Source organism: Agathobacter ruminis, from assembly GCF_002735305.1.
Taxonomy (GTDB): domain Bacteria; phylum Bacillota; class Clostridia; order Lachnospirales; family Lachnospiraceae; genus Roseburia; species Roseburia ruminis.
Map to the genome: position 1 here is coordinate 22,908 of NZ_PDYG01000001.1, position 24,741 is coordinate 47,648.

A 24,741-nucleotide genomic window follows, 5' to 3' on the forward strand; every position below is an offset into this window, starting at 1 on the left:
CTATTTCAGATTTTGTACTTTCCCCTATATAACCTCCAACGTTAATGACATAAATGTAATCTGCCATATCTATTTTCCGCTTATGCATGCTCAACCGTCCTTTTCTTCTTTCTCTTTTTTTTCGAAGCTCATGATGTCGCCAATGTTGCAATCCATATACTCACAAATTTTCTGAAGGACATCAAGAGAAACATTTTCACCTTTGCCCATTTTGGCTATAGTGGCAGAACTGATATTGAGCTCTGCTGCAAGGTCTTTCTTATACATGTTCTTGTCGATTAACATTTTCCATAAGCCGTTATAAGATATAGCCATATTTTTTCCTTTCACCAAGTTGCGCACATAGCGCAAAACAAAAAATACGTACCCAGTGAAAAGTATACCATGAGCAGTATCAAAAGTCATGACAAATCTTTAGAAAGTAAAAGACAATGTTTTACTATGCTTAATCCGATTTTTTATTAATAAATTTCCTTTCACTCATTGACCAAAATTTGGTCTCGCACCCCTGACCTCCCACTATCCATTATCCACATTTCATGTCCGTTAAAACGGACTCATAACAAAGTTTTTTCATTTTCGCAAGCAGTGCCTCGATTATCATCGACGCTCCTTGCTTGTTGGCTGGCTTTGCCCCCAATCCCCTAAGAACCTCGTTTCACTCGGAGCTACGCACCACCAAGTTGGCGCTAAATGCATTTCCCCCGGAACGTAAAAAAGAGGGGCAACCCCACTTCTGTTAAAAGTAGAATTGCCCCAAATCTCATCTGGCCTTTGTATTCTGTTTTTGCTTTTCCGCTTGTTTCTCCTGCTCCTCAGTCTGAAGGAATCGGTCGATATTATACTTCGCCGTTTGATAATCTTTCATCTCCTGGCGAGCCTGCCGGTATTCAGAATATGTCTTTTTCTTCTCAGCAAGAACCTGAGCATATTCCGCATTCAGTTCTTTAATCGTAGGGATTTTCCCTTTGATTTTTGAGAAGGCATCCTTAGCCGCTTTATGAAGAGTGATTTCTTCACGATGGGCCTCATAGAACTTTTTGCTGTATCCGCTCTCACGGTAAGCTACATAAATCTGCTTCGTCTTGGAATAGTTGATGATGTGCTTTTTAAGATCTGCAATCTCTGTAAGTCTTGCCTCCAACGATTTTTGCCGTTCTGTAATCTCGGCAAATCTGTCGGAAACCGACTTGGCCTTGGCTGCAAGTTCATCATAATCTCTAAGATTATGCTCCTCCAAAAACAGAAGCGTCTGCGCCATCTGCTTAATGTTATGAACCTTAGCCCATCTTTCATAGCCGGGACCTTTACCTTTGGCAATCATCTTCTGAATATCAAGAAGCATATCAAGCTTAGGCTCAGTTTCCTCTTCGGCGGTAGCAACCTTCTCACGAGTTTCGCCCGCAAAGATACGTTCTAGATCATGCTCCCGGTATCCTGCTCCGAGAGAGCGAAAACGTAGAAATTTCTTCTGCCCCTTACCTTTTACTGAGACATATTTCCCGCGTTTACTCTCATATCCCATTTCAAGAAGGAGCCGCAAGAGCTCATCCATATCTTTTGGATTTTGTTCAAGACAGGCATCGATAGCGTCACGGATATCTTCACGAAAGCTCCGCCTATCAGGATACTCGGTACGCTTAACTCTCTGGCTTGGCTTTACCGGTTCTATAACAGAAAGACCATTCTCCAAACATACAAGGTCACTGAGCCTTTGAAGAGCCACGCCACAAAACCAAAAGTTTCTAAACTTCCTATCACAAGAAAGTGTCGTTGAGTTATAGATAATATGATTATGAATATGTGCCTTATCAACATGGGTAGCAACGATAAAAGCGTGCTGTCCCTTTGTCCAGCGCATTGCCGTTTCATAACCGATTTTATTTGCCTCTTCCGGTGTAATCTCCCCGGGCTTGAATGACTGTCTGATCTGATATGCAATAATATCTCCGACAATCTTTCTTCCTGTTATCTCAAGATATTCCTTCTTTGAAGATGCAAACTGTTCCTCTACAAACTCAGGATCACATTGGTAGCTGCTGACCAGCTCGCCGCTGTCAGTCTTTTCAGGATTCTGAGCATAATCGGTTCTGTCCTTCAGGCATTTCTGAAGGGAACGACCTTTGTTCTGATGCATGGCAATAAGCCTGGTCGCAGCCAATAGTCATCACCTCTTTTCCTAAATCGTCAAAAGCCGCTGATAGATAGCTTTTAACAAATTGCATAATTCCTCATGCTGACGCTTGAGTTTTTGGATATCTCCGTAGTAGATACTGCCATTGGTATTTGCCTGTTTAGCGTACTGATTCAGATTATTGGAATTGATATGAAGAAGGCGTGCCACCTCATTCACATCCGAAAGATCCAGGCGAACCACATAACCATCAATAGCCATCTTACGGATATAGGCGGACATATTTTTAATGCCCGCCTCTTTCATCCGCTCTTCTATCTTTTCGCGGTCGCCCTTCTTAAGCATGACTCGGATGTAATCCGTATACTCACGCATTTTAGATTCTTTCCAAATCTCCGCACAGCACGCATCCTCTGGCAGGCTTTGGAGGTTCAGGAGCCGGAGCCTCCTGTAATTTCTTAAGAACAGATTTCTTTTTCTGTTCCTGTTCTACTACCTCCGCAGCATCAACCTGGCACACAGGCTTAGGTTCAGGCAGATTGTTAATAACCCCATCAAAGGAATTATCATTCTGCTCAACCATGTCTTCGATGCCACGCATGGGATTTCTGCTTACGGAAGGTCCGGCACCGGGAGTCTCATCAAAAGAATCTCCGATAGTCTCAACCTCAGTTTCGACTGCGCCGCCTACTTCATCCCATTTTTGAATCTTGGTTTTTCTCTTTTTCTCCATATCAGATTGCCTCCCTCATATCTTTTTCTGCGGTTTTCTTAGGACTTTTGGTTTTGGCAGACTTGGCTTTTTCAGCTTTCAGCTTTTCCTTTACGGAAGTTTTCTTCTTTTCAGCCTTCTTCTCGGGCTCCTTGTCTGCCTTTTCTACAGAAAGCTTGATAGGCCTCTCAGGCTCATCTTTTCCAAAATCTACCGGAGGTTCGATCTTGATGTAACCGACAGGACGATCTGCCTCCGGATTATCGAAAGGGAGCTCTTCACCGTGAGCCTCCATAAACTGATCCATTTCTTTTACTGTGGTAAGTGTCTGCACCTTTTCATCAATCTTTACGATGAGCTCCGATGCAGTTCTTCGGATTGTATCAAGTGATGCCTTGAGCTCGGGTACTTCTTTATCAGCAGACCAAGTTGCCACATAAGGGAAAGAATAATCCGAAGTATCAATGCCATAATGCTGGCAAACAACGTAGGCTACGGATTCCGCCTCCGTCTCTTTCTGATTCTTGGATTTCTTCTCGCCTGCAGAGTCCATAGCCTCTTTGGAATGAAGTGCCTGGTGTGATGCCTCATGAAGCAAAGTCTTAACAGTCTGAGCCTCACTCATACCTTCCTGCACTACGATTCTGTTTTCTTCCAGATGATAAAAGCCCTTGGCTCCGGAATCGATCTGCTCAAAAGAAATCGGCACAGGAACTACTTCTTTGATTGCAGCAAGAAGTGTCTCGTAGCCTTCAACACTTCCCGTCAGTTCATCAACGCCCGGTGTAGGTATAGGTTCTCCTTCAGTCTGGCTGACATCAAAAGTGCTCACCGGCTTGAATGCGTTAATGGTAACTTCAACAGTTTCCTTTACAGGCTCACCATCTTTATCAAGGACAGTTTTGCCTGAAGCATCCACCTTCTCCTGTTCCTTCTGCATCTTATACGGAGCCGGAGCCAGAATACGGATTCCCTTTTCACCCTTGCGGACATGCCTATTTACTTCCTTCCAATTTGTGAAGGACTGACACATAGTAGCGTCCGGTTTCTGCATCATGATAAGGATCTGATTATTGACAGAATATCTTGGAAGCTTTGCGCAGAAATTCAAATACTGCTGATAATTTGCTCCATCAAAAATATCCTTAACACCCTTTTCGAGCTTGGATGTTATTTCCTCCATTTCGGCTTTTCTGGCCTCAGCAGCCGCCTTAGGATCAAATGTGCTTGTATCATATGCCATTTAAGATTCCCCCTCTCCATGAGCCTCTACAGGCTTCTTATTAACCTCTTTTGCCTTCTCTTTCATCTGAGACAGCTTACCCTTAATAGAAAGAGCAGGCTTTGCAGCCTGCCCCTTCTTCATGGCGTTCACATATCCCAGGTAACGTGATTTTCTCGCCATAATATGCCTCCTATTCTTCATCGCCGGAATCATCTGCGTCCGAATCCGACTCCTCATTTTTGAGGAGTCGAGAATCCTCTGTTTCCTCATCCTCTGTCATAATTTCATCAACTTCATCCGCTAAGTTATCAAGGTAATCGTCATCTTCCTCGGTATAATCAGCATCGGGATCTACCGTTTCCTTCTGTGGTTTCTTACCTTTAAATTTTGTGAAATACAGATATCCGCCTGCACCGCCAAGAGCAAGGATCAACACGATAATTAACGCTCCGCTTGAGTTTTTCTTGGGCTCCTCTGCCTTGGTATCTTCGGGTTCAGCGGGCTCTTCTGTAGGCTCCGGTGTTTCTGTTACAGCAGGTTCCGTATCCTTGGCATCCTTCGCCGCTATATACTCATTTACAGCATCTTCATCCATGAGTGCCAAAAGATCTGCCTCATCAACCATATTTAAGAAATGTACTGTCTCGGTTCCGTTATCATCACGGTCGATGATGATATAGAAGTAATTACCAGACTTAGTAACAACAGTAATGAACTGTTTTCCTGCCTGGCTTGGAGCACCGTAATCATCTACAAGAGTCATATTGCCATCGGGAGTAAGCGGACCCATAGGCTCCTCGGGCTCCTCAGTTGTATCTTCCGTTTCTTCTGTTACTTCATCCCCACAGCAAAGCTCATAATTGATCTTGCAAAGCTCGCAGTCGGGATTGATACAATCATCTGTACATTTGGTTTCACAGGTACATTCATATCCCCCAGCAAAAGCTACGATTGGAGTTGTGCCAAATAAAAAAGCCGCAACAATCGTCACGGCTGCAATCACTCTCCCATATATTTTGTTTTTAATTTTCTTCATCGTCGAAATCCTCCGTTTCGTCATCATTGTCAGTTTCATGATCGGTACTTGCAGCCGTAGTTCCATAATTACTTGCAGTACCGGAAGATGTAAGTTTTCCGCTGGTAGCAAGTTTTAAGAACTCTGCCAACTGTTCCGGCGAAAGATTAAGTGCGCCGACATCTGCAAGGATCTGTGAGTTCTCTGCCTCCTGAAGCTTTGCCTCCGCAGCCTTAAGCTTCGCCTTATCATCTTCGATTTTGCTCTTACAACGCTCCACTTCTGCGCGGAGCTTATCTAATTTCTCGTACATAATGCCTCCTTACCTGATTCGTCCATAGCAGTATAAATGCTGCCGCCAATAGTTACTGTCATAGCTTGCATACTGAATAGGATTACCGCAGTGGATCATGATCTTATTAACTGGATCTACCACTATTCCCACATGGCTTGCACCGGAAGTATCATAAGTACCCTGAAAGAAAATAAGGTCGCCGGGCCTTACATCACCGGCGCTGACTCTTGCTGTTGCATTCTTCCATCCGTCTGCTGTAAGCCTTCCATAGTTCCATCCGTTACCGCAATGATTGATGACATAGCTTACAAAACCGGAGCAGTCAAAACTGGTAGATGGACTTGAACCGCCCCATACATAAGGGTAGCCAAGATATTTCTCTGCCTCATTCAGCATGTTTGCAAATTGCTGATCTGTGAGATATTCTGCCGGAACATCATAATCCTGATACTCTTCTGACACGCCTGGATTTGCATAGGGATTATCACCAAATATATCCGGCTTATTTCCTCGCATTTCAAGAAGTATCGCATAGCGCCTTTGCTGCTCATCACTTAATCCAAGAGCATTTACAGCTGCTTGAATACCGTTATTGCTAAGCGTGGTGTTAAGGATGTAATATTCATACTCGACTTCTACCTCATAGGATTCATATACCTGATAGGGATCTCCGTCTTCGTCGTAATACGTAACCCAGTGCCACCTTGTTTCCGTCCTTGTCCTGGTTTCAACCACTCGCTGAATGTTCAGGATATACTCATAATCAAAAATCGTCTGTAGCATAGTCTGAACTTCCGATTCGGTATAATCCTCGTAAAGGACAGTAAGAAGTGCCGCAAGTTCAAATGGATTATGAGATATTTCGCTGAGAGAATAATTGTATTCATCGTATCCGGGATAATCGGTTTCGATATTATCAATCTTCCTCTGAAGCTCAGCCTCTAAATTCTTGTAATCATTTTCTACAGCTACGATATCCGCATCCTGCGCAGTAAAGCTTGTAGCTAAGACCATGTTGTTACCGCCGCCTGCCATCATGGAGCAGGAACTTAATGCACTACTAAGAACAAGAACCACAATCAGAACTACAGCTGCTATCAAAAGTCCTAAAGGATGATCTTCAACGAACTCTTTGACTGCTTCCGCCAACTTGCCTGCCATATCCTCAGCCTTATCAACAAATCGTCTCATAAAGCCCCCGGATGCATTGGCAGTCTCTCTGGCTTGTTCTTTGAAGGCATGTCGCTGGATTTCTTTTTTCATGAGATTCTTCTGCACCTCATGGGCTTCAACTGTTTCCGTTTTTGAAACAGTCTTCCCGTGAAGCTTATCTCCATATCCACTTTTGTCCGCGGATTTACCTGCACGCTTTTTAGCGCTATATATTCCATTCTCAGCAAGCTGACCGCCTGCATTTATGGCATCACCGCCTGCATTGTTATCCTCATTGGCCTCATTTAACTGATGTCTGATCTCGCCGGAGACAGCCACGTTTTTTCTTGCAGCCTTTCTGCCCTGCTTATGGATTTTAGCTGTCTTCTTGATCTCAAGTTTGGTTTCCGCTGTATCAGCTTTGCCATGACGAAGTTTTTCACGCATGGCTTTTGCTCTCGACTGTTCGTTTTTAAGCTTGTCACCATGCGTCTTTTTCCTCGTGGTGTTTTCCGGCTCTACTCGCCGTTTGGAGCTCTTATCCCTGGTGTAAATCCCTTCATTCATTTAACCATGTCCTTTCTGCTATTTGCCCTCGGCCTTCGCCTCCGTAATCTCAGACAACTTGGTTGTCATGATGCGGTAGAGCTCGATATCCGTAGGGAATCTGTCTACAAACGGCAAAATTACATTGCCGTAAAAAATAAGCCCTTCACCGGCTCCTGAGTGTGTAACGTAGGATAACTGATGAGGACTTATATTAAGCTGCTTTGCAAGGATCTGTCTGTCACCGACCGCCTGATTCAGCATATAAATGAAATCGGAGTTCTCGAAGATGTTCTCGACTTCCTTGGAGGCCAAAAGGTCTTTGACGTTCTGCGTGATGCCTGTAGGAATACCGCCCCACTTTCTGAAACGCTTCCAAATCTCAACTGTATATGCAGCTGTCTGATCTTCACGCAAAAGCAAGTGCATCTCATCCATGTAGTATCTTGTAGATTTGCCCTGGGCGCGGTTTTCTGTAACTCTGCCCCACACCTGGTCCTGCACAACAAGCATTCCGATTTTCTTAAGCTGTTTACCCAATTCCTTGATGTCATAGCATACAAGTCTGTTGGTGATATCCACATTGGTTCTGTGGTTAAAAACATTTAAAGAACCAGTTACATAGATTTCAAGTGCTGTCGCTACATGCTTAGCTTCGGGCTCATCCTGTTTCAAAAGAGCGTTGTACAGATCTTCAAGAAGCGGCATCTTCTTAGGGTCCGGATCTTCAAAGTACTTCTGATAAATCTGATGAATGCAACGGTCGATAACAGTCTTCTCTACAGGCTGTAAGCCTTCCTTACCACCTACAATAAGCTCGCACAATGACAAAATAAAATCCGCCTTAAGTGCAATCGGGTTGTCATCATCCGAATAATTCATGTTGATATCCATCGGATTGATGTACTGCGTAGACGTCGGACTAATCTTGATGACCTGGCCGCCAAACCTTTCAACAAGAGGCGAATACTCTGCTTCGGGATCTGAGATGATTACATCATCGTCTGTCACCAGGAACGCATTGGCAATTTCTCTCTTAGCTGCAAAGGACTTACCGGAACCCGGTGTACCAAGGATAAGGCCGTTAGGGTTCTTAAGCAGCTTTCTGTCCACCATGATGAGGTTGTTTGATAAAGCATTTAAGCCGTAGTAAAGGCTCTCATCACCGGACTGGAATAACTCCTGCGTTGTAAATGGAACAAAGATTGCTGTGGAGCTTGTAGTCATTCCCCTGTGAATCTCAATAAGATTCTGCGCCAGCGGAAGGGAACTCATAAGCCCCTGCTCCTGCTGAAAATCGAGTCTCACAAGATTGCAGTTGTGTTTCTGAGCGATAGACTTTGCCTGGAACACATTGTTTTCAAGCTCCTGCTCTGTTCTACCGGTATTCATGATAAGAAATGTAAGCAGAAACATTCTCTCGTTCTGACTCTGAAGTTCCTTAAGAAGAGCCTTTGCATCTTTGCCAAAGGTGGCAAGATCTGAAGGGATTATATCCATATCATATCCGGCACGAACAGCCTTCTTCTGTTCCTCAATCTTACTTCTGTCAAGCTCGGTAATGGTATGCTTTACGGTCTTGATAGCCTCATTCTGATCCACTGACTGAATATGCATAGTTACAATCTGGCTTGATTCCATATTGAGGAAATCTGCCAGCATTCTGTCGGAAATATCCGATGCATCAATGGATAAGAAACTCATGGCACCATAAAGACTTCCCATTGTAAACTTCTTGCCTGTAGGAAATGAAAAGCTGCTGGGTGCGATAAAGTCTTTTACCGAAAGCCCTGAACCTGTTAGGTACTTCCAATCGAAATTGAACTTATCCTTATCGCCCATATGGAACTGCTGATGCATAAGAGCAAGTCTCTCCTTACCGTTTAAAACCTTAGCCTGCACTCCCAGACGCTTGAAGTTATTTAAGATGTCTGTTTCGATATGAATGATTCTCGGCTTAGCTGCCTTGATTGAATCCGCATGAATGCCAAAGGTTAAGTATTTGGTCTTCGTAAGACCATTGTTTCCTGCTTCCATCTGATGAAAGAGCATGGAACTATACTCATCCCTGACACCGTTAAACTCATCCTTCCTATGAGGGATTGCTATACCGGTTCTGAAATCCTCCACATCGGTAGCCATGTTCATGAAGCTGAGTTCAAAATGAACGGAGCTGTCAAAGAAGTTAAGAAATGCACACCATTCCTCAAAAATCTCTGTCTTATCCTCCTGCAATGCAAGCTGATAGTTGATATCCTGGAACTGCAATGTCTTGGTATAATAGTCGCTTCCTATACGGCAAATACCGTCCTGAAACATTCTGTCGAAGGGAATCGACTGCTGCGCCGTTCTGGGAATACCGTCATCTTTCTCTGCTCTCTTGATGATTTCACGGATTTCCTTCTGCTCCGCTCTGGTTAAATGCGCAGGCATCTTGATATTTCTTTTTTCCTGCTTTTTAAAAAACGGGATCATTGTCTCCTCCTTTCCTCTTTTCCGGTCTTGTAGCCTCGCTGTACATAATGATTTCCATTATTTCCTGATCTGCCTCTTCGAATCGCTTCAGCGCGGCATATTTGTTATCTGTCTGATAAGGCCTCTGTTTAGGCCTAATAAATGTTGCCTCGATAAGATGTCCCAAAATGACTTCAAGATGCTGACCGTTCTTTTCATACATTGCCAGGAAAAAGAATGGCATCATAATCACCATCATTCCTATGGCTGCTGTACTTGTTGAAGCTATCTGCTTTATCAAAAAGAATGACGGCACCCCGATGAGTGCCGCCACACTAAAGCAAATCAGCTGCCTTTTTGTCAGATTGAACATCACCTTACTCTTTACCTTCGTAAGATCACGAGGCACCGAGATATATGATGCTGCCATAACTGTATTCCTTTCTTTTGCGCTAATGCGCGTGAAGTATTGATTTTGCTACCGCTCCGGTCTTAAACAGTGTAAAGGCCAGAAGAATCGTATAGCCAAGTACACCCCATAAGGAGCCGATGATATCTGTTGAAAATGCAACGGACTGAATCAGCACCGCATATATTCCCACACATACCATGATTAAGAATCCCTGAAAGCCAAGTGCAAACAACGACCTTAAATAGTTCTGCCCTATCATGCTCTGTTCCCTGTTTCCAATGGTTGAAAACGGTATAGGAGCAAGGCTTACCATGAGATAGATTTCAATCATTCTCGCATATACGATGACAAAGATCAGTGCTGACAAAATATAAATCAGGAACCTTACAATGATGGTCTGAAGATATATTGAAAGCAAAGGCCCGATATCCATGGCTTCGAGTGTGCTTTGTACAGTAGCAAGGGTACTGTCATCAATTGCCGTACTCCCGGCTATGATACCGCCTGCCTGCGTTACCACATGTTGCGCCACATCAAATACCGCCATCGTGATATTCATCGTATTTGTAATTAAGGTTACTGCTACAAAAGTTTTGAAAATCCACTTCCAGAAGATCCAAGTTTCAAAGTTTGCCAAATTGTTATGGCTGATGACCAGCTGGATCAGCTCGTAACAGGCGATAAACGTAAGTATCAATCCGGCAATAGGCATGATTACATTCTCTGATAGAGTACGAATCATGTTATAAACCGCCGGTGAAAAGTTGGCAGGAGTCTGTCCTACCTCTGTTGCAATCTGCCCTACTTGATTATTCACTGATTCAAAGGTATTTGACAGATTATCCATGATGCCTGAAACAAGCAGTCCGCGAAACCAGTCCTCAATCGACTGAAGTATGCTGTCCACTTGTTACCTCCTTCCGTATTAAGGAGCCGGACAGCTAAGCCCGGCTCCAACTTCCTCTTCTAAGCTCTTCTTAGAAAAGTCCGGAAAGCAAAGGAACAAGTACAGTACCGATGAGGGCAACACCACCTCCGGCCATGAGCTGCTTCATTCCCTGGCTCTTAGCGCCGGGATTATCATTGCCATATCCTTCCATGAGGTTGATTGCTCCCCAAATGCCAAGACCTGCACCAAGTGCTACAACGAGTGTCTGAAGTACGCCTACTGCGCTCTGAAAAAATGCCATAATAAAAATCCTCCGTAAATTAAAATGATTGTTTGTTAGTTACTGTTGTCCGTAAGCCCGTCGACTGACTCACGGTATGCGCGCATAAGAAAAAGGCCCTCTCCCGTTCTTAGGAGAAAGCCTTAGTCTTCGTTGATTTCGATGACTTCATATTGGTCATCGGGTTTCAATATTAAGTTGTGATCAAGGAACTTCTCGATATCGAACCAGTTCCTTTTGTCCGCATCCGCTGTCAGCGGATATTTCGGATGTTGCGTTAAGTCGTACTTATCTGAAAGAAAAGGTCTTACGCCTCTGACTTGGACAATACACTTGCCGCCATCCATGACCGCCAATTCGTCGATACTCATAAGATCATGACCTAACTTCTGGTAATTCATGTTGTAGCTCTGACTCGTACCCCTGGTTTCGCCCGTGTTATACATATCAATCGTTTCTTTACCAAGAATAGTGTTCAGGTCCTTTAGAGTCGTCTGTTCAGAGCCGCCCAGGAATATCTGGGTGTCGCAGTTACCAATGATGGTATCTGCATTGTCTTTGTAAATCGCCTTAAGCTGTGATTTTGCCTGCAGCACAAGTGCTGCAGATATCTCACGGCTACGGATGGTAGCCATAAGTTTCTCAAGATTCGGAATCTGGCCGATGTTTGCTGCCTCATCAATAAGACATCTTACATGCACCGGAAGCCTTCCGCCATAGACATCATCTGCTTTTTCGCAAAGTAGGTTGAAAAGCTGCGTGTAAACCATGCTGATCAGAAAATTAAAGGTTGCGTCTGTATCTGACATGATAAGGAATAACGCTGTCTTCTTATCGCCCAGGGTATCAAGCTCAAGTTCATCGTATGCCGTAATCTCACGAAGCTCCTTTATATCAAAGGGAGCGAGCCTTGCGCCGCAGCTCACAAGTATGGATTTGGCCGTCTTGCCGGCACTTAACTTGTATTTGGCATATTGGCGTACCGCAAAGTGATCCGGGTCACGTTCTGCAAGCTCGTCAAACATGAGATCTACAGGGTTTTTGAACTCTTCGTCATCTTCCCTGACTTCCATCGCATTGATCATTTCAAGCAAAGTTGAAAAGTTCTGCTCTTCCTCCGGTGCTTCATAATGGATGTATCCGATAAGCGCCGAATACAGTAGTTTCTCTGCCTTTTCCCAAAATTCATCATTGGATTTACCTTCGCCTTTGGTGTTGGCAATCAGCGTGGTTACAAGCTTTAAGATGTCCTTCTCATCATGCACATAAGCGAATGGATTGTAATGCATACTCTTTTTAAAGTTAATGGTATTGAAGATTTTTATACGATATCCATTCTTCAAAAGAGCATTCCCAACCTCAGGTAAAACGGTGCCTTTCGGATCTGTAAGTACATAGGAACTATGCATTTGCAGGAGGTTCGGCTTGATAAAAAATCTCGTTTTACCGGAACCTGAACCGCCGACCACTAGCGTATTCTTGTTCCTTGCGTACTTTGGATTGGTAGGTCTTGAGTTCATGGTAAGTCTCTCAGTCTGTGAAAGAATCACATTATTCTGAAAGACCGGGTCCATGTATGGCTCTATGTCCTCATGTTTCCCCCACCTGGCAGATCCATATTCCTGATTGTGCCGAAATTTCTTGGCATTCTTGCCTTTGATATATACCGCAAGCCGCAAGATTCCACCGATAGCAAGTCCTACTAATAAATCAATAGGATGTAAGCTCGGCAATGGATTGGCAAACGCTGTTCCAAAGCAGCCATCCAGCACTACACTCTGCACCTTTTCAGATGCATTCGTTCCACCGGCGATGCGAAAAGCCTCTCCGATGTTGGTTGCTACAAGTCCTATCACAACATAAGGGATGTTCAGGATAAGTAACTTTTTAAGGTTCTTCTTTTTCATCGCTCCATCTCCTTCCGCTTTTCCTTACTCTTGCGAGGCATGGAAGCAACTTTTTCTTTGAACTTCTTTAGTTTCTGAAGGACACTCGGGCGCTCCTTCTCAGCAGATTTCTTTCGTTTTGTCTGCTTAGCTGCATATTCCTTCAAAACCTGAGTGATAGCATCCGCATCCCTGGCCTTGAAGAAGACAGTATACTTCGGCGGAGTCTCATTCTTGTCTTTAACAATGGCAAAATCCACTCCGTATTTGTTGGCAAGTTTCTTAAAATCACGAATACCGGAATCTCCGATCTCCATGCTTGAAACTCCCTGGTCCTGTCCTATAAGTTCCTTAACAGATTGTTTCCCCTTGGTATGAGTATTCTTCGCCACCTGCTTTAGCCGGTGCTTATTCTCCAACTTGCGCTTATAGGCAATCAAAGCCTTGATTAAAAGCCTTAAGGATACTTTGGTCGTTTTTACAGCTAGGTTCACTGTTTTGTTTTCTACTTCTTCCTGCACCAAATCACTTCCTTTCCTCAAAAACAGTTTTTAAAGCAACTCAAGTGCTGAAAACTCCTGCCCGTCGCATACAAGCGTAATCAGTCTGCTCTTAAATTCCGCAGCTGCCTTCTCAAATTCGTCTCCAACAAGCATAGATAAAGCCCTGCCATCAAATTTCATAATGATAACAGAGCCTATAAAACACTTACCGGTTCCAATATTGATAATCTTGTCACCGTTCATCATGGCAATATAGTCACTATCACCCATATATTCACCATGTCCAATGTCATTAAGCTTATCCAGGATTTCCTGTGCCTCATACGCATCTACAATACGGGATTCGCCGTTTGTCGCGATAATAAGAGCACCCTCGTCTTTACGCTTAAGCTTGGTCTCTTTGAGCACTGCTCCATCATTGACGGGATCAAGTGCAATCTTGATATCCAATGTTTCCATGTTACGTTCCTCCGTTAAATACGACCTTCAGCCATGTCATTGTTGACCCAGGCCTGATAATAGCTTTGCATAGTCAGAGGCGCATTATATATGGCAGCAAGCAGGTACTGTTTGATGTTACGCACCTTGGCAGGGTTCTTCTTCATGCAGTCCATGACATATTCAAGATGCATGGAATTGATTTTCAAAAACTGAGATTTCACCACGTTCACAGGCTTATCATCCCCTGCAATACGGATAGTTCTCCGCTTGGAGCAAACAACATCAAGCATAAGATCCATGATTGCATCCAAAGTCTCCCGGTCATAGGGATACCGCTCATACATAATCTCCATATCAAGTTGGGAATTAAGATAATTACGGTAGGATGTTCTCTCATCCATATCCTTATCCGCTCCGGATAGGATAGGATTAGTCTTATTACTCTCAGTATTATTTTTCTCAGTCTTATTAGTTTCCGATTTGCGATTGTCCAGAGTTCCGGTATGCAGAATTACAGAGTTCTGCTTTTCAGAATCCAAGAGTTCTGCTTTTCGGAATCGGGTAAAATCTTTCACATAGATAATGGTGGGTTTACCAAGCCCCTGCTTTTTGCGTTCAATAAGACCAAATTCATCCAGTTCCCGCAATAGTCCACAGGCTTTTGTATTTGCGCAGCGCATAGACCTTTTCACACTTTTTATCGTGTAATAGACATAGACACGCCCCGCATCATCCAACCAGCCATTTTCCCTGGATAGACTGATTCTATCCAAAAGAAGTCCGTACAAAACCTTGGCATCTGTAGACAGTGCCTCAAAAATTTCTTCTGTAAAAAGCATCTTGGGAATCCTGTAAAACGAATAGCTTTCTGACTGCTCCTCATAAAAGTAGTCAAAAACCATAGCATCACACTTCCTTTGCCTTGTTCTTTGCCGCCCTGTGCTCTTTCATGATTTTGGCGTAACAAGGGAAACAGAAGGCTTTGTTATAACCATAAGGACATTCTGTCTTACAGTTCTGAGGATGAGCTATCGGCTCCGGTCTTCCGACTACGGGAGTACTGCTACTTCCTACAGCTCCCAATACGTTGTAATGTGCTGACATTTTTATTACCTCCTATGCAATAGAAAAAGCGCCAGACCGAAGGTCATAACCTCCGGCTGACGCCTTGTACATCATGATGAGATCAGAGTGCTTCGCCACCCTTGGCCTTGGCACCCTTATCAAAGGTTTCTTTCTTCGGAGTCTTGGCGACTTCCTCTTTCTTGGCTTTGAGATCACCAAGCACAGATTTTTCGCCTCTCTCCTCAGCATGCTCCGCTTCCTTTTCAGCCTGGCGCTGTACGAACTTTTCACCAAGCTCGAAAATCTTTTCCTTACTGTCATAGTGGTAAACACTGTCAGTAAGCTTATCAGCAGGAGCAACCTGCGTTGCATTGACTTCCTTTACCATTGCCTCAAGATCCTTTAAGCTCATCTCGCCATTGTCAGGCACGATCAGAACCTCATGGATGCTCGAAGGCAAAATGAAGAAGTCTCCACCGGCTCTTTCAGCTGCCTGGTCCATAAAGTTCTGATATGCAAGAACTCCGGCACCATGTACCTTATCGGGTACTGTAGCAACGTAGATCTTTTCATCTTCAGGCGCTACAGGGAAAAGTCCCATCATTTCAGCCTGCTCAACTCCCATCATCTCAGCCATGACTTCACTCATGCCTTTGATTTCAACGGGTTTGATCTGAGGCGCATTCTCCATTGCATCAGCATGAAGCTGTTCAGGTGTAACTCCCATGCTATCAAGCAGCTGGTTTGTAACGAGGATCGATGCTCTTCCATCGTCATCGGAACTTAAGACGAAACGATAAACAACCGCCATATCTTCCATATTCTGATGAGGTACGGTTTCAAGCATTTCCTTGTTGGCCTCTGCGGAAACAACTTCCATCGCAAGCTTTTCCTTCATCTGAGAGTAATCAGATAAGGAATCGATATCGAACTCCGGTCTCTGGTTGATTCCGTTATTGATGACATCTACTGCCTTATCAACAACTTCATCGTAAGGTCTGCCGTCTTCGACTGCTCCGTAGAACTTGTCGATTCCGATGTTCACTCCGATGTTGCTGCCCTCGGGTGTAACCGTGATTGCCTCATAACTCTCATTCAGCTTATTCACAGTATGAATGGAGAGATCAACCTCTGCACCCTGCTCGTAAAGTCTGTCTTTCACATCCTCTACGAATTTTTCTTTGAAACTTTCGTAATCCATATTTTGATTTCCTTTCTGTTTGCATTAGCATTGGATCGTCACCCTCCGCCTGGTTGATGGCAATAAAAAAACGCCAGGCCCATGACCTCGTTTGAAGCCATAAGCTGACGCTTGAATCTGCCGGTATTCTTTTGCAAAAGAAATGGGCTCGGTGTCCGGGATTTGTTCCCGTTCGCTTTGCCCATTGTAAATATAACACATCAAAAATCGCTTGAAAAGGGAACCAATAGGTAACTGACAGGTAATTCGTAGGTAATCAACAGGTAATCCATAGGTAATTTTCTAATTAACCATGCATAAGACCCTTGAAAAACTCCTGTCCGAACTCAAGCTCTACTTCTATCCAGCCTATAGTAAACAATAATATGAAACAGATGACAACAGACGCCCCGATGATTCCTACAGCGAGCCACTGTGTCGCTATCACTGATAAGATAAGAAGGATAATCATTGGAATAAATAACAGGCTTGCAGCCCTGCAATAAAGCGAAGATATAGCAGTTGCAAATAAACGAAGTATTCCAAACAACAGTATCATAGGAAGTGCAATAAGTATCTTAACTATTCTCATGATCAAATGCCCCCTTTCTCTTCTCATTAAGAACCTTATAAGCAATCAAACGAAGAACGTACTCCGGCATAACACGACGGCCAAGCTCCCACTCCTGCATCGTTCTATAAGGAATGCCAAGCCAATCGGAAAAGTCCTTGCGATTCATACCTGACTGCTCTCTGATCATTTTAAAAGCATAAGCCATCTTACGACGCTCTGCTTCGGTATCATCCTTAGAGGTTCTTTCAACCTCAATCTCAATTCCTTCTACGTTATATATCTCAGTCTTCATAGGCACTCTCCTTCGCTTATGTAGTCAGTGCGTGTATCCTACTATAATTATAATGTAGTCAATGACTACACGTCAAGGCAAAAAAATATCAGCCGCTATAATTTGCAGCTGATATTTAAATTCCGGTATATCTTACTATCGCCCCTTATCCTAACCATTTCTTTGCGAATTCAACCAGTTTCATAACGCCTTCGGAACCATTCAAATCCAGATCTATGGCAGCTCTTGAATCTGATCGCATTTCGTCCGGATACTGAGCATCATATGCCGGTTTCATCACTGACTGGTAGAATACCTTAAACTCATCCAATCCTGCTTTCTCAGTTAAGTCTGTTTCCTTAACTTTCTGCTGAAGGCGCTCTATCAACTCCTGATTGGTCGCTACACTTGTCACAGCTGATGCACTTGCAGGTCTCCTTCCAAAGAGCTTCTCCATTTCATCTTTCGCTGGCTCAGGGATAGTCTGCTTCAGTCCCCAATACTGTCCTGCCGATTCATCATCATTCTTTACATAATTGGGTTTTGATATCAAATCATTGTTGCGATCGATCAAGCGGGCATTATAATCCTTCATTGCTTTGACTATAACCTGTCTTTGATCCTCAGAGAAAGAAGCAGCCGCACATTTATCCACCAAGCTCTCAGCTAATGCCATTTTCGTGTGGTCATTATAGCTAAGTGTGCCCTGCTTTAACTGACTTGCCATCCCTGTCACCAGGTCTCTGGCGGATTTAAATTCTTTTTCAGAAAAATCAACTTTTCCAATTCTATAAACTCCATCAGCATTTGTGCTGATGGGAATATCGCTGCGATAAAGAGCGCTCACCGAATGGTTATTCCAAGACTGTCTTACCTTCTCTAATTCTTCAGCGCCCATAGCGGATATTTCCACCTTAACAGCAGGGACACTGCCTAATGTATTCGGATTTGCTACGCTATTATCTTTTACCTGGCTGACTTTTTCTGCAAAAGATGCCTGTATTTTATTCTGATAATCTGCTGACTTATCAATGTTCATAGGACTTATGCTGTTCATAGGCTATGCCCTCCTTGGCAAATAATAACACTTATCTTTTAAATCGGCACAATACTCTAAAACTTAAATTGTTTACACTCGGTTTGTCAGAATTATACCCCAAAATCAATCTTTGCTCCGGCTCTTGGTCTTACTTCCTCCACAACCTTATCCCAGTCCACTTCCCGGATCTTCTTGATCAGTTCATCAGCAGAACCCCCACGAACAACGCTCCGTTTAACCCTGTCTTCCTGCTGCTCCTTAAGCTTCTTGGCCTTAGCCTCTTTTTCCTCTTCCTTCTTCTGAGCCTTCTTATCTTCTCTTGCCTGATCAATTCGCTTCTTCTGATCCGCACTGCTCTTTTCAAGCTCTGCAAAGAACGAAACACTTCCATCCGACTTCACGGAAAATCCAATATTCTTGATATCGGCTTTTTTCACACCATCTTCACCGTCATCAAGTTTGGCAACCTCGTCCTTCACCTCAGAGATCTTATTCTTGGCATCATCGATAATGCCAAGATACTTTTCTTTTACGCTTTCATCCGCAGCCATCTTTTCCAGAAGCTCCGGCTCGATCAGGACACTGTAATCCTTGCTGCCTCTGGAAAGATACTTCTGAGCCTCATCATCAGACGAATAATCCGCAACAAAGAAATCCATATCACCATATTTCTTCTGCATCTCATTCAAAAGATCCTTTGCACCCTGGCTAAGCTCTGGCTGTTTTGAAGCCGTTTTTTGAGCAGCGCCATATTTTTCAACAGGCTTTTTATCCGTCCGCTTATTCTCAGGCTTTGCCTTTTCATATATATTTTTCTGAAAACCTACATCAAACGATGTATATCCGCCAATCTTACTCATGGAATCGACCTCCTTATCAGAATTCCGCATCCGTGCGCATGAAAATATATCACACCTTCACATCCACATTTTTCCCTGCCGGTTCTGATACTGATCCTGTACTTACAGTAATTCCGGAAGATACAATATCAATCGAAGCACCGTCAAGTACTGTGCCTTCTGTAGATACAGCCTCGCCCTCATCAGATACTTCACCGCTCTCAGAAGTAGATACTTTAGCCTTTTCGATTCTTTCTTCTGCGGCCTCTTTTTCGGCTTTCTTCTTCTCGGCAGCTTTCTCTGCTTTCTTCTTTTCAGCAGCCTTCTCTGCTCTCTGAGCCTCCAGATCTTCCTTGGATGCTTTCTTCAGGTCTTCGTTCGCCGTGGTCAATGTGTTTATAGTTGTTTCAGCAAGTTCTGCCGATTTCTTTTGTGTTTCTTCAAGCTCCTCTTTTTTCTTTGTAACATCTCCGCCGCGGGCGGAATCAAGTTTTATTTCAGCATCAAGCACACCGGCATGTCCATCCATCTGTTTCTTGGTCGCATGCTGCACATGTGCGATCTGCCTTGATGTATTCGCTGACAAAAGCGCCCCAGTCATAATACTCGATAATGCCATATTCTTGTCCTCCTTGACTTACAGTTTCATATCCAGATTCAAACCAACCGAACCATCCCTTAAGCCCTTTGCTGCCTCTCCGGCAAAAATATCATCCGAAGCATCGTACCACTCAGATCCCTTGTACTTATCTCCCAGAAGCTCCCGGTTGTCACTATCTATCTTTTTCTTCATGGTAGCTTGTTCTTCTTTATCCGCCTTGCGTTTTTCCTCTAACGCTTCCTTCTTCTCAGTAGCCGCTTCTTTCTTTGCGGCAATTTTTTCCTGTTCCTTTCTCTTTTCTGCCTTCTCTTTTCTGACCTTGTTTGCGTAATCATTCATTTCCTGACCATAGTGGCGCTTATTTGTAGGTTCTCCGATACCCCACTTGGCAATTCCACCATCTTTATCAACAACCCATCCCCGAGCAACCAGACGTGTCCCTGCCATTTCATGCATCTGTAACTCTTGTTCATCCAATCTTTTCATGTTTTCAAACTCATCTTCATATTGTTTTTCAAGCTCAGGATTATTCGCCATTTTCTTCAAAAAATCCGGCGAGATTGCTATATTGGTTGTTTCAAGTGAGCCATATCTTTTTGCAGGTGAAAAAGTTGCTGCCGTATAGTTTGCAGCAACAAAAGTAAAACCTTCATGGTTATTTTTAAGGTACGTCAGTTCATCTGCCGCCGTTTTCCTTACGCTTTCATTCTGCTTTGTATTCCCGACAGAAGATGCCTGCCCCTCTGTCTTATCTGCCTCATTTGTAGGCTTTGAAGTTTTTACCTGCTTCGTTTCCTTTTGATTTGTATAGGTACTTGCGTAGTTACCATACACACTGTTGATTTCCATTGCCATATTCTCGTCCTCCTTTGACCTTTAATCCTGAAATCCGTTTCATCCGATTATGACGGGATAGATATTCTTATCTAATCTCTTTTTCGGAAGCCGCAAATCAGATATAAACCCCTATGTAGTGAACGGCAGGTTTATTGATGTGAACGGTAAATCTTAACCCGGGATCATCATCAAAGCCGTAAAGATTACCATATCCTCACGCTGTTCAAGCTGTATAGTGCCGTAGTATTTCTCTGTGATTCGTTTCATGTTCATCAGCCCATATCCGTGACTCTCCTTATCATCTTTTGATGTCTCTGGAAGTTCGGTCTGCGGATCCAGCACAAGTTTCCCGGCAAAACTGTTCTTCACCTGTATCAGATAGGCATTGTTATTCTTCCAGGCCTTCACTTCAACATACGGATCCTTGCTTTCTGATGCCGCTCTTATCGCATTGGACAACGCATTATTCAAAATGACACCGATATCAATGGATTCCACCTTCCCGCTTGACGGATAATGGAAATTCTGGGTAAAAGATATCCCGGCTTCCTCAGCCTCACGCATCTTCTCGGAAATAACGATATCCGTGACAGGATTCCCTGTCTTTGCATTGATTTCCGGCATAGGAAATCCGTTTTGCCAGTCATTAAGGTATTTTGCCGCCTCCTCAGTCTCGCCTTTATCAAGCAAATTCCCAAGAACCATGATATGGTTATTGATATCATGTCTTATCCCTCGGATATCGGAATACAATGCTTCTATCGTATGCACATGTCCTGACAGTTCTTCCACCTGCTTGGATACAAGGGCATTCTGCAGTGCATCCTCCTGTGACTGTTTCATACGCTGATATGAGTACATGACCGTAATAGCCGCCAGAAATGCTATCACTCCAAACAGTGCACGGATCCCGTCGTAAACCGGGTAATTATTCCATACATATTCCCCGGAAGTGTTCACATATACATCTGATAGAAATGAACTGATCCAATATCCGGCGATAACAGCCACATAAGGAGATGCCAGCAATGTCAGCTCCCTCCACTCCATCCGTTCATTCTTCCTGGCATATACTTTTTCCGAAATAAATATCTCCAAAAACAGCAAAGCATTTTCTACCGCAACAAGCAGGACTAGGGCAACGATAAACCAGACATATTGTTTCCCCGGATCGTCCGTCGTCTCTCTCATATAGGTAAGGCCACTTATCAGCTTCCAGGGCAGAGCCGAGATCACCTGAGCTATCCACAGAAACATATATATCGTCATTGAAAGAAAAACCTTCTGAGGCAGGTTTCTTCTCTCACAAAGCAATGATATAAGACATACCGCAATGATCCCGATAATATATGCCACCACACCTGACATAGAAAACGGAATCAGATAAAGAACCGTCATTACTACAAAGAATAATGCACCTATCAGGACCGCTGACCTCTTTTTTATCATATAAGGGACATAGAACCTTGCTACAAGGATCGCGCTGACAAACAATCCTGCTATAGCAGATATGGTACTGGCTATATCCCACATTCTTTCCATATTCATGAATCAATCCTCCTACGGCTGTATTCCAGATAAGCTTTAAGGAATCCGTCATATTCCCTTCTTGATATAGGGATATTGTCTCCACCCGTGAGTGTTACTGACGTGCGGTCATATCTCTCCACATATTTCATATTTACAAGATAAGACCTATGTATGCGGTAGAAATCCTTCCCGACAAGATTTTCAAGTACTGATAACTGTCCGTAATACTCTATGCTTTCATTCTTCATGTGAAGGATCGTCTTTCGGTCATATACCTCCGCATATAAAAGCAGGGACAGATTCACCCTGATATGCGATGTGCCGGACTGGATTTCAATATATTTATCATGCTTACCGGATTCTGCCCCCGATCTCTTCAAGTCCTTTACCGCATTTTCAAGCACTTCCTTAAGTTTCTCATCAGCCACCGGCTTCACAAGAAAGTGGAACGCATGAAAATCAAATGAATTGAACACTTGGTCTTCTTCACCCGTAATAAAGATCAGGATCTTTCTCCAGTCCCTGTCCCGTAATGTCTTCGCCACATCCATGCCACTCAATCCCGGCATTTTGATATCAAGCAGCAGAATATCCGGCAATACATCCGCACCAAGTAATTCCTCTCCGGATGCATAAGTCATAATCTCTGCACCGGGACAGATTTTTCCCACTTTTTCGGCAAGGATGGCGCATATTCTCTTTTCATCATCACAAATAGCTATTCGCATCAAATGTCTCCTCTTCGTTCCGGTCGGCGCAAAGCAGACATCCACCGGATATCTTGCGCCCTCCAAGGTATACTTTATAATTATATCGGATGTTATACATGGATTTCTGCCACCTATGATGTGAACGGTCGATTTTTTGCAGTGAACGGTAAATTAACGCACAAAAATAAGCCCGCAGCCATCGGCTCTCACCGACAACTACGGGTACCTTGCTTCACATCATTTTACACCCCAAAATGTATCACAAACTTCCGCTCCCTCTCTGCGACCACCAGCATTTCCGTCAGCCGCCTCATTTCGGACACATCCTTGACCGCATAAGAAATAATTTACATTAAAATTCGGAACCTTATATCTATTAGCCATTTTCAATATTTTTTCATTTTTGGCTAATAGAAGCATAGCATTAAAAAAAACAGCACCGGACATTTTGACCGGTGCTTATTTTTCTTGGGCTCCCAAATACTGAGTTCCATCCTTCTACTGCAATAATTCACTATATATCTCTAAATCCAAATCCTTGTAAACATTAAATACAACCTTCAGCTGGCTACCAGTCTCAGCCAGCCACGCTTTTACGGTATCAACAGCTATCTCTGCTGCCCTCTGATTTGGAAACATAAAGACTCCGGTTGATATACAGCACAGTGCAATACTCTCTACATTATTCTCTTCTGCAATGTCCAAGCAGGATCTATAACAAGATGCCAATAGCTCTTCATGTCTTTTAGTAAGCGATCCTTGCACTATTGGTCCCACGGTATGAATAACATATTTACACGGAAGATTGTATGCAGGAGTAATCTTTGCTTTACCTGTAGGTTCCTCATGCCCTTGTGCTCTCATAATGCAATTGCACTTAAATCTAAGAGAAAGCCCGGCTTTGCTGTGAATAATATTATCCGCACAATTATGAAGTGGGCTGAAACACCCTAATAAAGCACTATTGGCAGGGTTCGTTATAGCATCAACCTTCAGTGTTGTCATATCCCCTTGCCAAAGAAAAATCCTACTATCGCTTTCTATAGGTTGAAGACTTTCAATATCAGTAATGCCAGCGCGATTATTCTCTTCTTGAAGATATTCATCCTGGATTTCCAGAAACTCAGCTGAAAGATCCTTAGGCATCCATACATTCATCAATGCGCGAAGCAAATCTTTTTGACCTTGTTCATCGTTAGGTATCGGGTAATTACTTAATTGATTATCTTCTTTTTGAAGTTCATTTATTAACCAAATTCGTTGTTCCTCGTGAGTCATGAGATATCAACTCCTTTTTCTTTTGCCATTTTCTTAATGATATTATATGCCTCTCTGCTGGGATGATGTTCGTTTATTTCTGCTTCCCATATACTTACAGTGCTTCGATCAACGCCAACGATTGGTGCAAAGTCTTTTTGAGATACCCCATAAGCAGCTCTTATAGCCTTAATCTTCTTTCCGAACCCAGGCAAGCAGAAACGAGTATATTCATCCATCAGTTCTTCAGGATCAATATTTAGGGCCTTGCCAATCAAAACCGCATTTTTATAATGAATAGGATTAAATCCCTTTTCAAGATTAACAACTCCATATTCCGTCATACCCAGTATATCGGCAAGTTCTGATTTACTAATTCCATTCTTCTCACGATAATATTGAAGAATTGCACCGGGCGAAGCATTCTCCGGTTTTGATATCATTGGAATCGCAAGGTTTACAAGCACCTTGCCTAAGCGCATTTGAGCACCTGTGTGATTGAGTATAGTATCGCGTTATCTATACAAGTATGCATCGGGACAAAACAACCGAGCATCTGCGAATTAGCGGCATTAACAATAGCATCCACCGAAAGTCTTGTGATATCTCCTTGCCAGATAGAAAGTCCATCCCTGATAACCGGGATGTCTGATAGATTCACCACACCCTTTTCAGCCGCTCTTTCTGTCAGATATTCATCCTGTACTTTCATTACTTCAGAAGACAATTCTTTTGGCATACGGATGTTCATAAGCGACCTTAAGATTCGTCTTTTTTCTTCCGTACGATTTGGAGTCTGTAATTCCTTATATTCAGCAGAATCTGCCTTGAACTCTTCTACAAGATAATCAAGACGTTCTTCCTGTGTTCTATTCTTTGGCATAACCTTCATCT

The 24,741-nt window shown here is 43.4% G+C and carries 30 protein-coding genes and 1 pseudogene; all 31 read right to left on the minus strand.

Features of this window, described 5'->3' with window-relative positions; translation table 11 throughout:
- Positions 1 to 90: 90 nt before the first annotated feature.
- A complete protein-coding gene (locus CSX02_RS00135) occupies positions 91 to 315 on the minus strand; it encodes a helix-turn-helix domain-containing protein (RefSeq protein ID WP_099385229.1) in 225 nt (74 codons plus the stop codon).
- A gap of 448 nt (positions 316 to 763) precedes the next feature.
- The gene (locus CSX02_RS00140) at positions 764 to 2,161 is read right to left on the minus strand and encodes a relaxase/mobilization nuclease domain-containing protein (protein WP_099385160.1); all 1,398 of its coding nucleotides are present in this window, start codon (positions 2,159 to 2,161) and stop codon (positions 764 to 766) included.
- An 18-nt stretch (positions 2,162 to 2,179) separates the two neighbouring features.
- A complete protein-coding gene (locus CSX02_RS00145; RefSeq protein WP_099385161.1) occupies positions 2,180 to 2,509 on the minus strand; it encodes a plasmid mobilization protein in 330 nt (109 codons plus the stop codon).
- Position 2,510: 1 nt separating this feature from the next.
- Positions 2,511 to 2,867, minus strand: coding sequence for a DUF4316 domain-containing protein (locus CSX02_RS00150; RefSeq protein ID WP_099385162.1), 357 nt, complete (start codon positions 2,865 to 2,867; stop codon positions 2,511 to 2,513).
- Position 2,868: 1 nt separating this feature from the next.
- Positions 2,869 to 4,089, minus strand: a complete 1,221-nt coding sequence (locus tag CSX02_RS00155) for an ArdC-like ssDNA-binding domain-containing protein (RefSeq protein WP_099385163.1) — start codon at positions 4,087 to 4,089, stop codon at positions 2,869 to 2,871.
- A complete protein-coding gene (locus CSX02_RS13445; RefSeq protein WP_189281236.1) occupies positions 4,090 to 4,251 on the minus strand; it encodes a hypothetical protein in 162 nt (53 codons plus the stop codon).
- Positions 4,252 to 4,261: 10 nt separating this feature from the next.
- The gene (locus tag CSX02_RS00160; RefSeq protein WP_242970381.1) at positions 4,262 to 5,107 is read right to left on the minus strand and encodes a DUF4366 domain-containing protein; all 846 of its coding nucleotides are present in this window, start codon (positions 5,105 to 5,107) and stop codon (positions 4,262 to 4,264) included.
- Entirely contained in the window at positions 5,094 to 5,399 is a 306-nt protein-coding gene (locus CSX02_RS00165) for a DUF4315 family protein (protein ID WP_099385165.1), read from the minus strand. The genes CSX02_RS00160 and CSX02_RS00165 overlap by 14 nt, the downstream gene beginning before the upstream one ends.
- A gap of 9 nt (positions 5,400 to 5,408) precedes the next feature.
- Positions 5,409 to 7,100, minus strand: coding sequence for a C40 family peptidase (locus CSX02_RS00170; protein WP_099385166.1), 1,692 nt, complete (start codon positions 7,098 to 7,100; stop codon positions 5,409 to 5,411).
- An 18-nt stretch (positions 7,101 to 7,118) separates the two neighbouring features.
- A complete protein-coding gene (locus CSX02_RS00175) occupies positions 7,119 to 9,512 on the minus strand; it encodes a VirB4-like conjugal transfer ATPase, CD1110 family (RefSeq protein ID WP_099385230.1) in 2,394 nt (797 codons plus the stop codon).
- 25 nt (positions 9,513 to 9,537) lie between these two features.
- Entirely contained in the window at positions 9,538 to 9,963 is a 426-nt protein-coding gene (locus tag CSX02_RS00180; protein WP_099385167.1) for a PrgI family protein, read from the minus strand.
- A 22-nt stretch (positions 9,964 to 9,985) separates the two neighbouring features.
- Positions 9,986 to 10,852, minus strand: coding sequence for a VirB6/TrbL-like conjugal transfer protein, CD1112 family (locus CSX02_RS00185; RefSeq protein WP_099385168.1), 867 nt, complete (start codon positions 10,850 to 10,852; stop codon positions 9,986 to 9,988).
- A gap of 70 nt (positions 10,853 to 10,922) precedes the next feature.
- Positions 10,923 to 11,135 (minus strand): Maff2 family mobile element protein, encoded by a 213-nt coding sequence (locus CSX02_RS00190; RefSeq protein ID WP_099385169.1) that lies wholly within the window; start codon positions 11,133 to 11,135, stop codon positions 10,923 to 10,925.
- 122 nt (positions 11,136 to 11,257) lie between these two features.
- The gene (locus CSX02_RS00195; RefSeq protein WP_099385170.1) at positions 11,258 to 13,021 is read right to left on the minus strand and encodes a VirD4-like conjugal transfer protein, CD1115 family; all 1,764 of its coding nucleotides are present in this window, start codon (positions 13,019 to 13,021) and stop codon (positions 11,258 to 11,260) included.
- A complete protein-coding gene (locus CSX02_RS00200) occupies positions 13,018 to 13,521 on the minus strand; it encodes a PcfB family protein (RefSeq protein WP_099385171.1) in 504 nt (167 codons plus the stop codon). The genes CSX02_RS00195 and CSX02_RS00200 overlap by 4 nt, the downstream gene beginning before the upstream one ends.
- Before the next feature lie 30 nt (positions 13,522 to 13,551).
- Positions 13,552 to 13,962: a hypothetical protein gene (locus tag CSX02_RS00205; RefSeq protein ID WP_099385172.1), complete on the minus strand. Its 411-nt coding sequence runs from the start codon at positions 13,960 to 13,962 to the stop codon at positions 13,552 to 13,554.
- A gap of 14 nt (positions 13,963 to 13,976) precedes the next feature.
- On the minus strand, positions 13,977 to 14,846 hold the full coding sequence (locus tag CSX02_RS00210) for a DUF6017 domain-containing protein (RefSeq protein ID WP_099385173.1): 870 nt from the start codon (positions 14,844 to 14,846) through the stop codon (positions 13,977 to 13,979).
- Between the two features lie 4 nt (positions 14,847 to 14,850).
- The gene (locus CSX02_RS00215; RefSeq protein ID WP_099385174.1) at positions 14,851 to 15,048 is read right to left on the minus strand and encodes a hypothetical protein; all 198 of its coding nucleotides are present in this window, start codon (positions 15,046 to 15,048) and stop codon (positions 14,851 to 14,853) included.
- An 82-nt stretch (positions 15,049 to 15,130) separates the two neighbouring features.
- Entirely contained in the window at positions 15,131 to 16,210 is a 1,080-nt protein-coding gene (locus CSX02_RS00220) for a DUF5688 family protein (protein ID WP_099385175.1), read from the minus strand.
- A 286-nt stretch (positions 16,211 to 16,496) separates the two neighbouring features.
- Positions 16,497 to 16,781 carry a hypothetical protein gene (locus CSX02_RS00225; protein ID WP_099385176.1) on the minus strand — a complete coding sequence of 95 codons (285 nt, stop codon included), beginning with the start codon at positions 16,779 to 16,781 and terminating at the stop codon, positions 16,497 to 16,499.
- Positions 16,768 to 17,055 carry a helix-turn-helix domain-containing protein gene (locus CSX02_RS00230; RefSeq protein ID WP_027112113.1) on the minus strand — a complete coding sequence of 96 codons (288 nt, stop codon included), beginning with the start codon at positions 17,053 to 17,055 and terminating at the stop codon, positions 16,768 to 16,770. The genes CSX02_RS00225 and CSX02_RS00230 overlap by 14 nt, the downstream gene beginning before the upstream one ends.
- A 145-nt stretch (positions 17,056 to 17,200) precedes the next feature.
- Positions 17,201 to 18,091, minus strand: a complete 891-nt coding sequence (locus CSX02_RS00235; RefSeq protein WP_099385177.1) for a hypothetical protein — start codon at positions 18,089 to 18,091, stop codon at positions 17,201 to 17,203.
- Between the two features lie 92 nt (positions 18,092 to 18,183).
- Positions 18,184 to 18,933: a DUF6033 family protein gene (locus tag CSX02_RS00240; RefSeq protein ID WP_099385178.1), complete on the minus strand. Its 750-nt coding sequence runs from the start codon at positions 18,931 to 18,933 to the stop codon at positions 18,184 to 18,186.
- A gap of 49 nt (positions 18,934 to 18,982) precedes the next feature.
- Positions 18,983 to 19,531 carry a hypothetical protein gene (locus CSX02_RS00245; protein WP_099385179.1) on the minus strand — a complete coding sequence of 183 codons (549 nt, stop codon included), beginning with the start codon at positions 19,529 to 19,531 and terminating at the stop codon, positions 18,983 to 18,985.
- Positions 19,532 to 19,549: 18 nt separating this feature from the next.
- Positions 19,550 to 20,368: a DUF6033 family protein gene (locus tag CSX02_RS00250; RefSeq protein WP_099385180.1), complete on the minus strand. Its 819-nt coding sequence runs from the start codon at positions 20,366 to 20,368 to the stop codon at positions 19,550 to 19,552.
- Between the two features lie 153 nt (positions 20,369 to 20,521).
- On the minus strand, positions 20,522 to 21,541 hold the full coding sequence (locus CSX02_RS00255) for a sensor histidine kinase (protein WP_207653740.1): 1,020 nt from the start codon (positions 21,539 to 21,541) through the stop codon (positions 20,522 to 20,524).
- Between the two features lie 353 nt (positions 21,542 to 21,894).
- The gene (locus CSX02_RS00260; RefSeq protein ID WP_099385182.1) at positions 21,895 to 22,608 is read right to left on the minus strand and encodes a LytR/AlgR family response regulator transcription factor; all 714 of its coding nucleotides are present in this window, start codon (positions 22,606 to 22,608) and stop codon (positions 21,895 to 21,897) included.
- A 219-nt stretch (positions 22,609 to 22,827) separates the two neighbouring features.
- A complete protein-coding gene (locus CSX02_RS13450) occupies positions 22,828 to 23,037 on the minus strand; it encodes a hypothetical protein (protein ID WP_099385183.1) in 210 nt (69 codons plus the stop codon).
- Between the two features lie 51 nt (positions 23,038 to 23,088).
- Positions 23,089 to 23,868, minus strand: a complete 780-nt coding sequence (locus CSX02_RS00270; RefSeq protein WP_099385184.1) for a protein-ADP-ribose hydrolase — start codon at positions 23,866 to 23,868, stop codon at positions 23,089 to 23,091.
- On the minus strand, positions 23,865 to 24,329 hold the full coding sequence (locus CSX02_RS00275; RefSeq protein WP_099385185.1) for a helix-turn-helix domain-containing protein: 465 nt from the start codon (positions 24,327 to 24,329) through the stop codon (positions 23,865 to 23,867). The genes CSX02_RS00270 and CSX02_RS00275 overlap by 4 nt, the downstream gene beginning before the upstream one ends.
- Positions 24,330 to 24,355: 26 nt before the next feature.
- Positions 24,356 to 24,730, minus strand: a pseudogene (locus CSX02_RS00280) (protein-ADP-ribose hydrolase); the annotation flags it as partial.
- Positions 24,731 to 24,741: the final 11 nt, after the last annotated feature.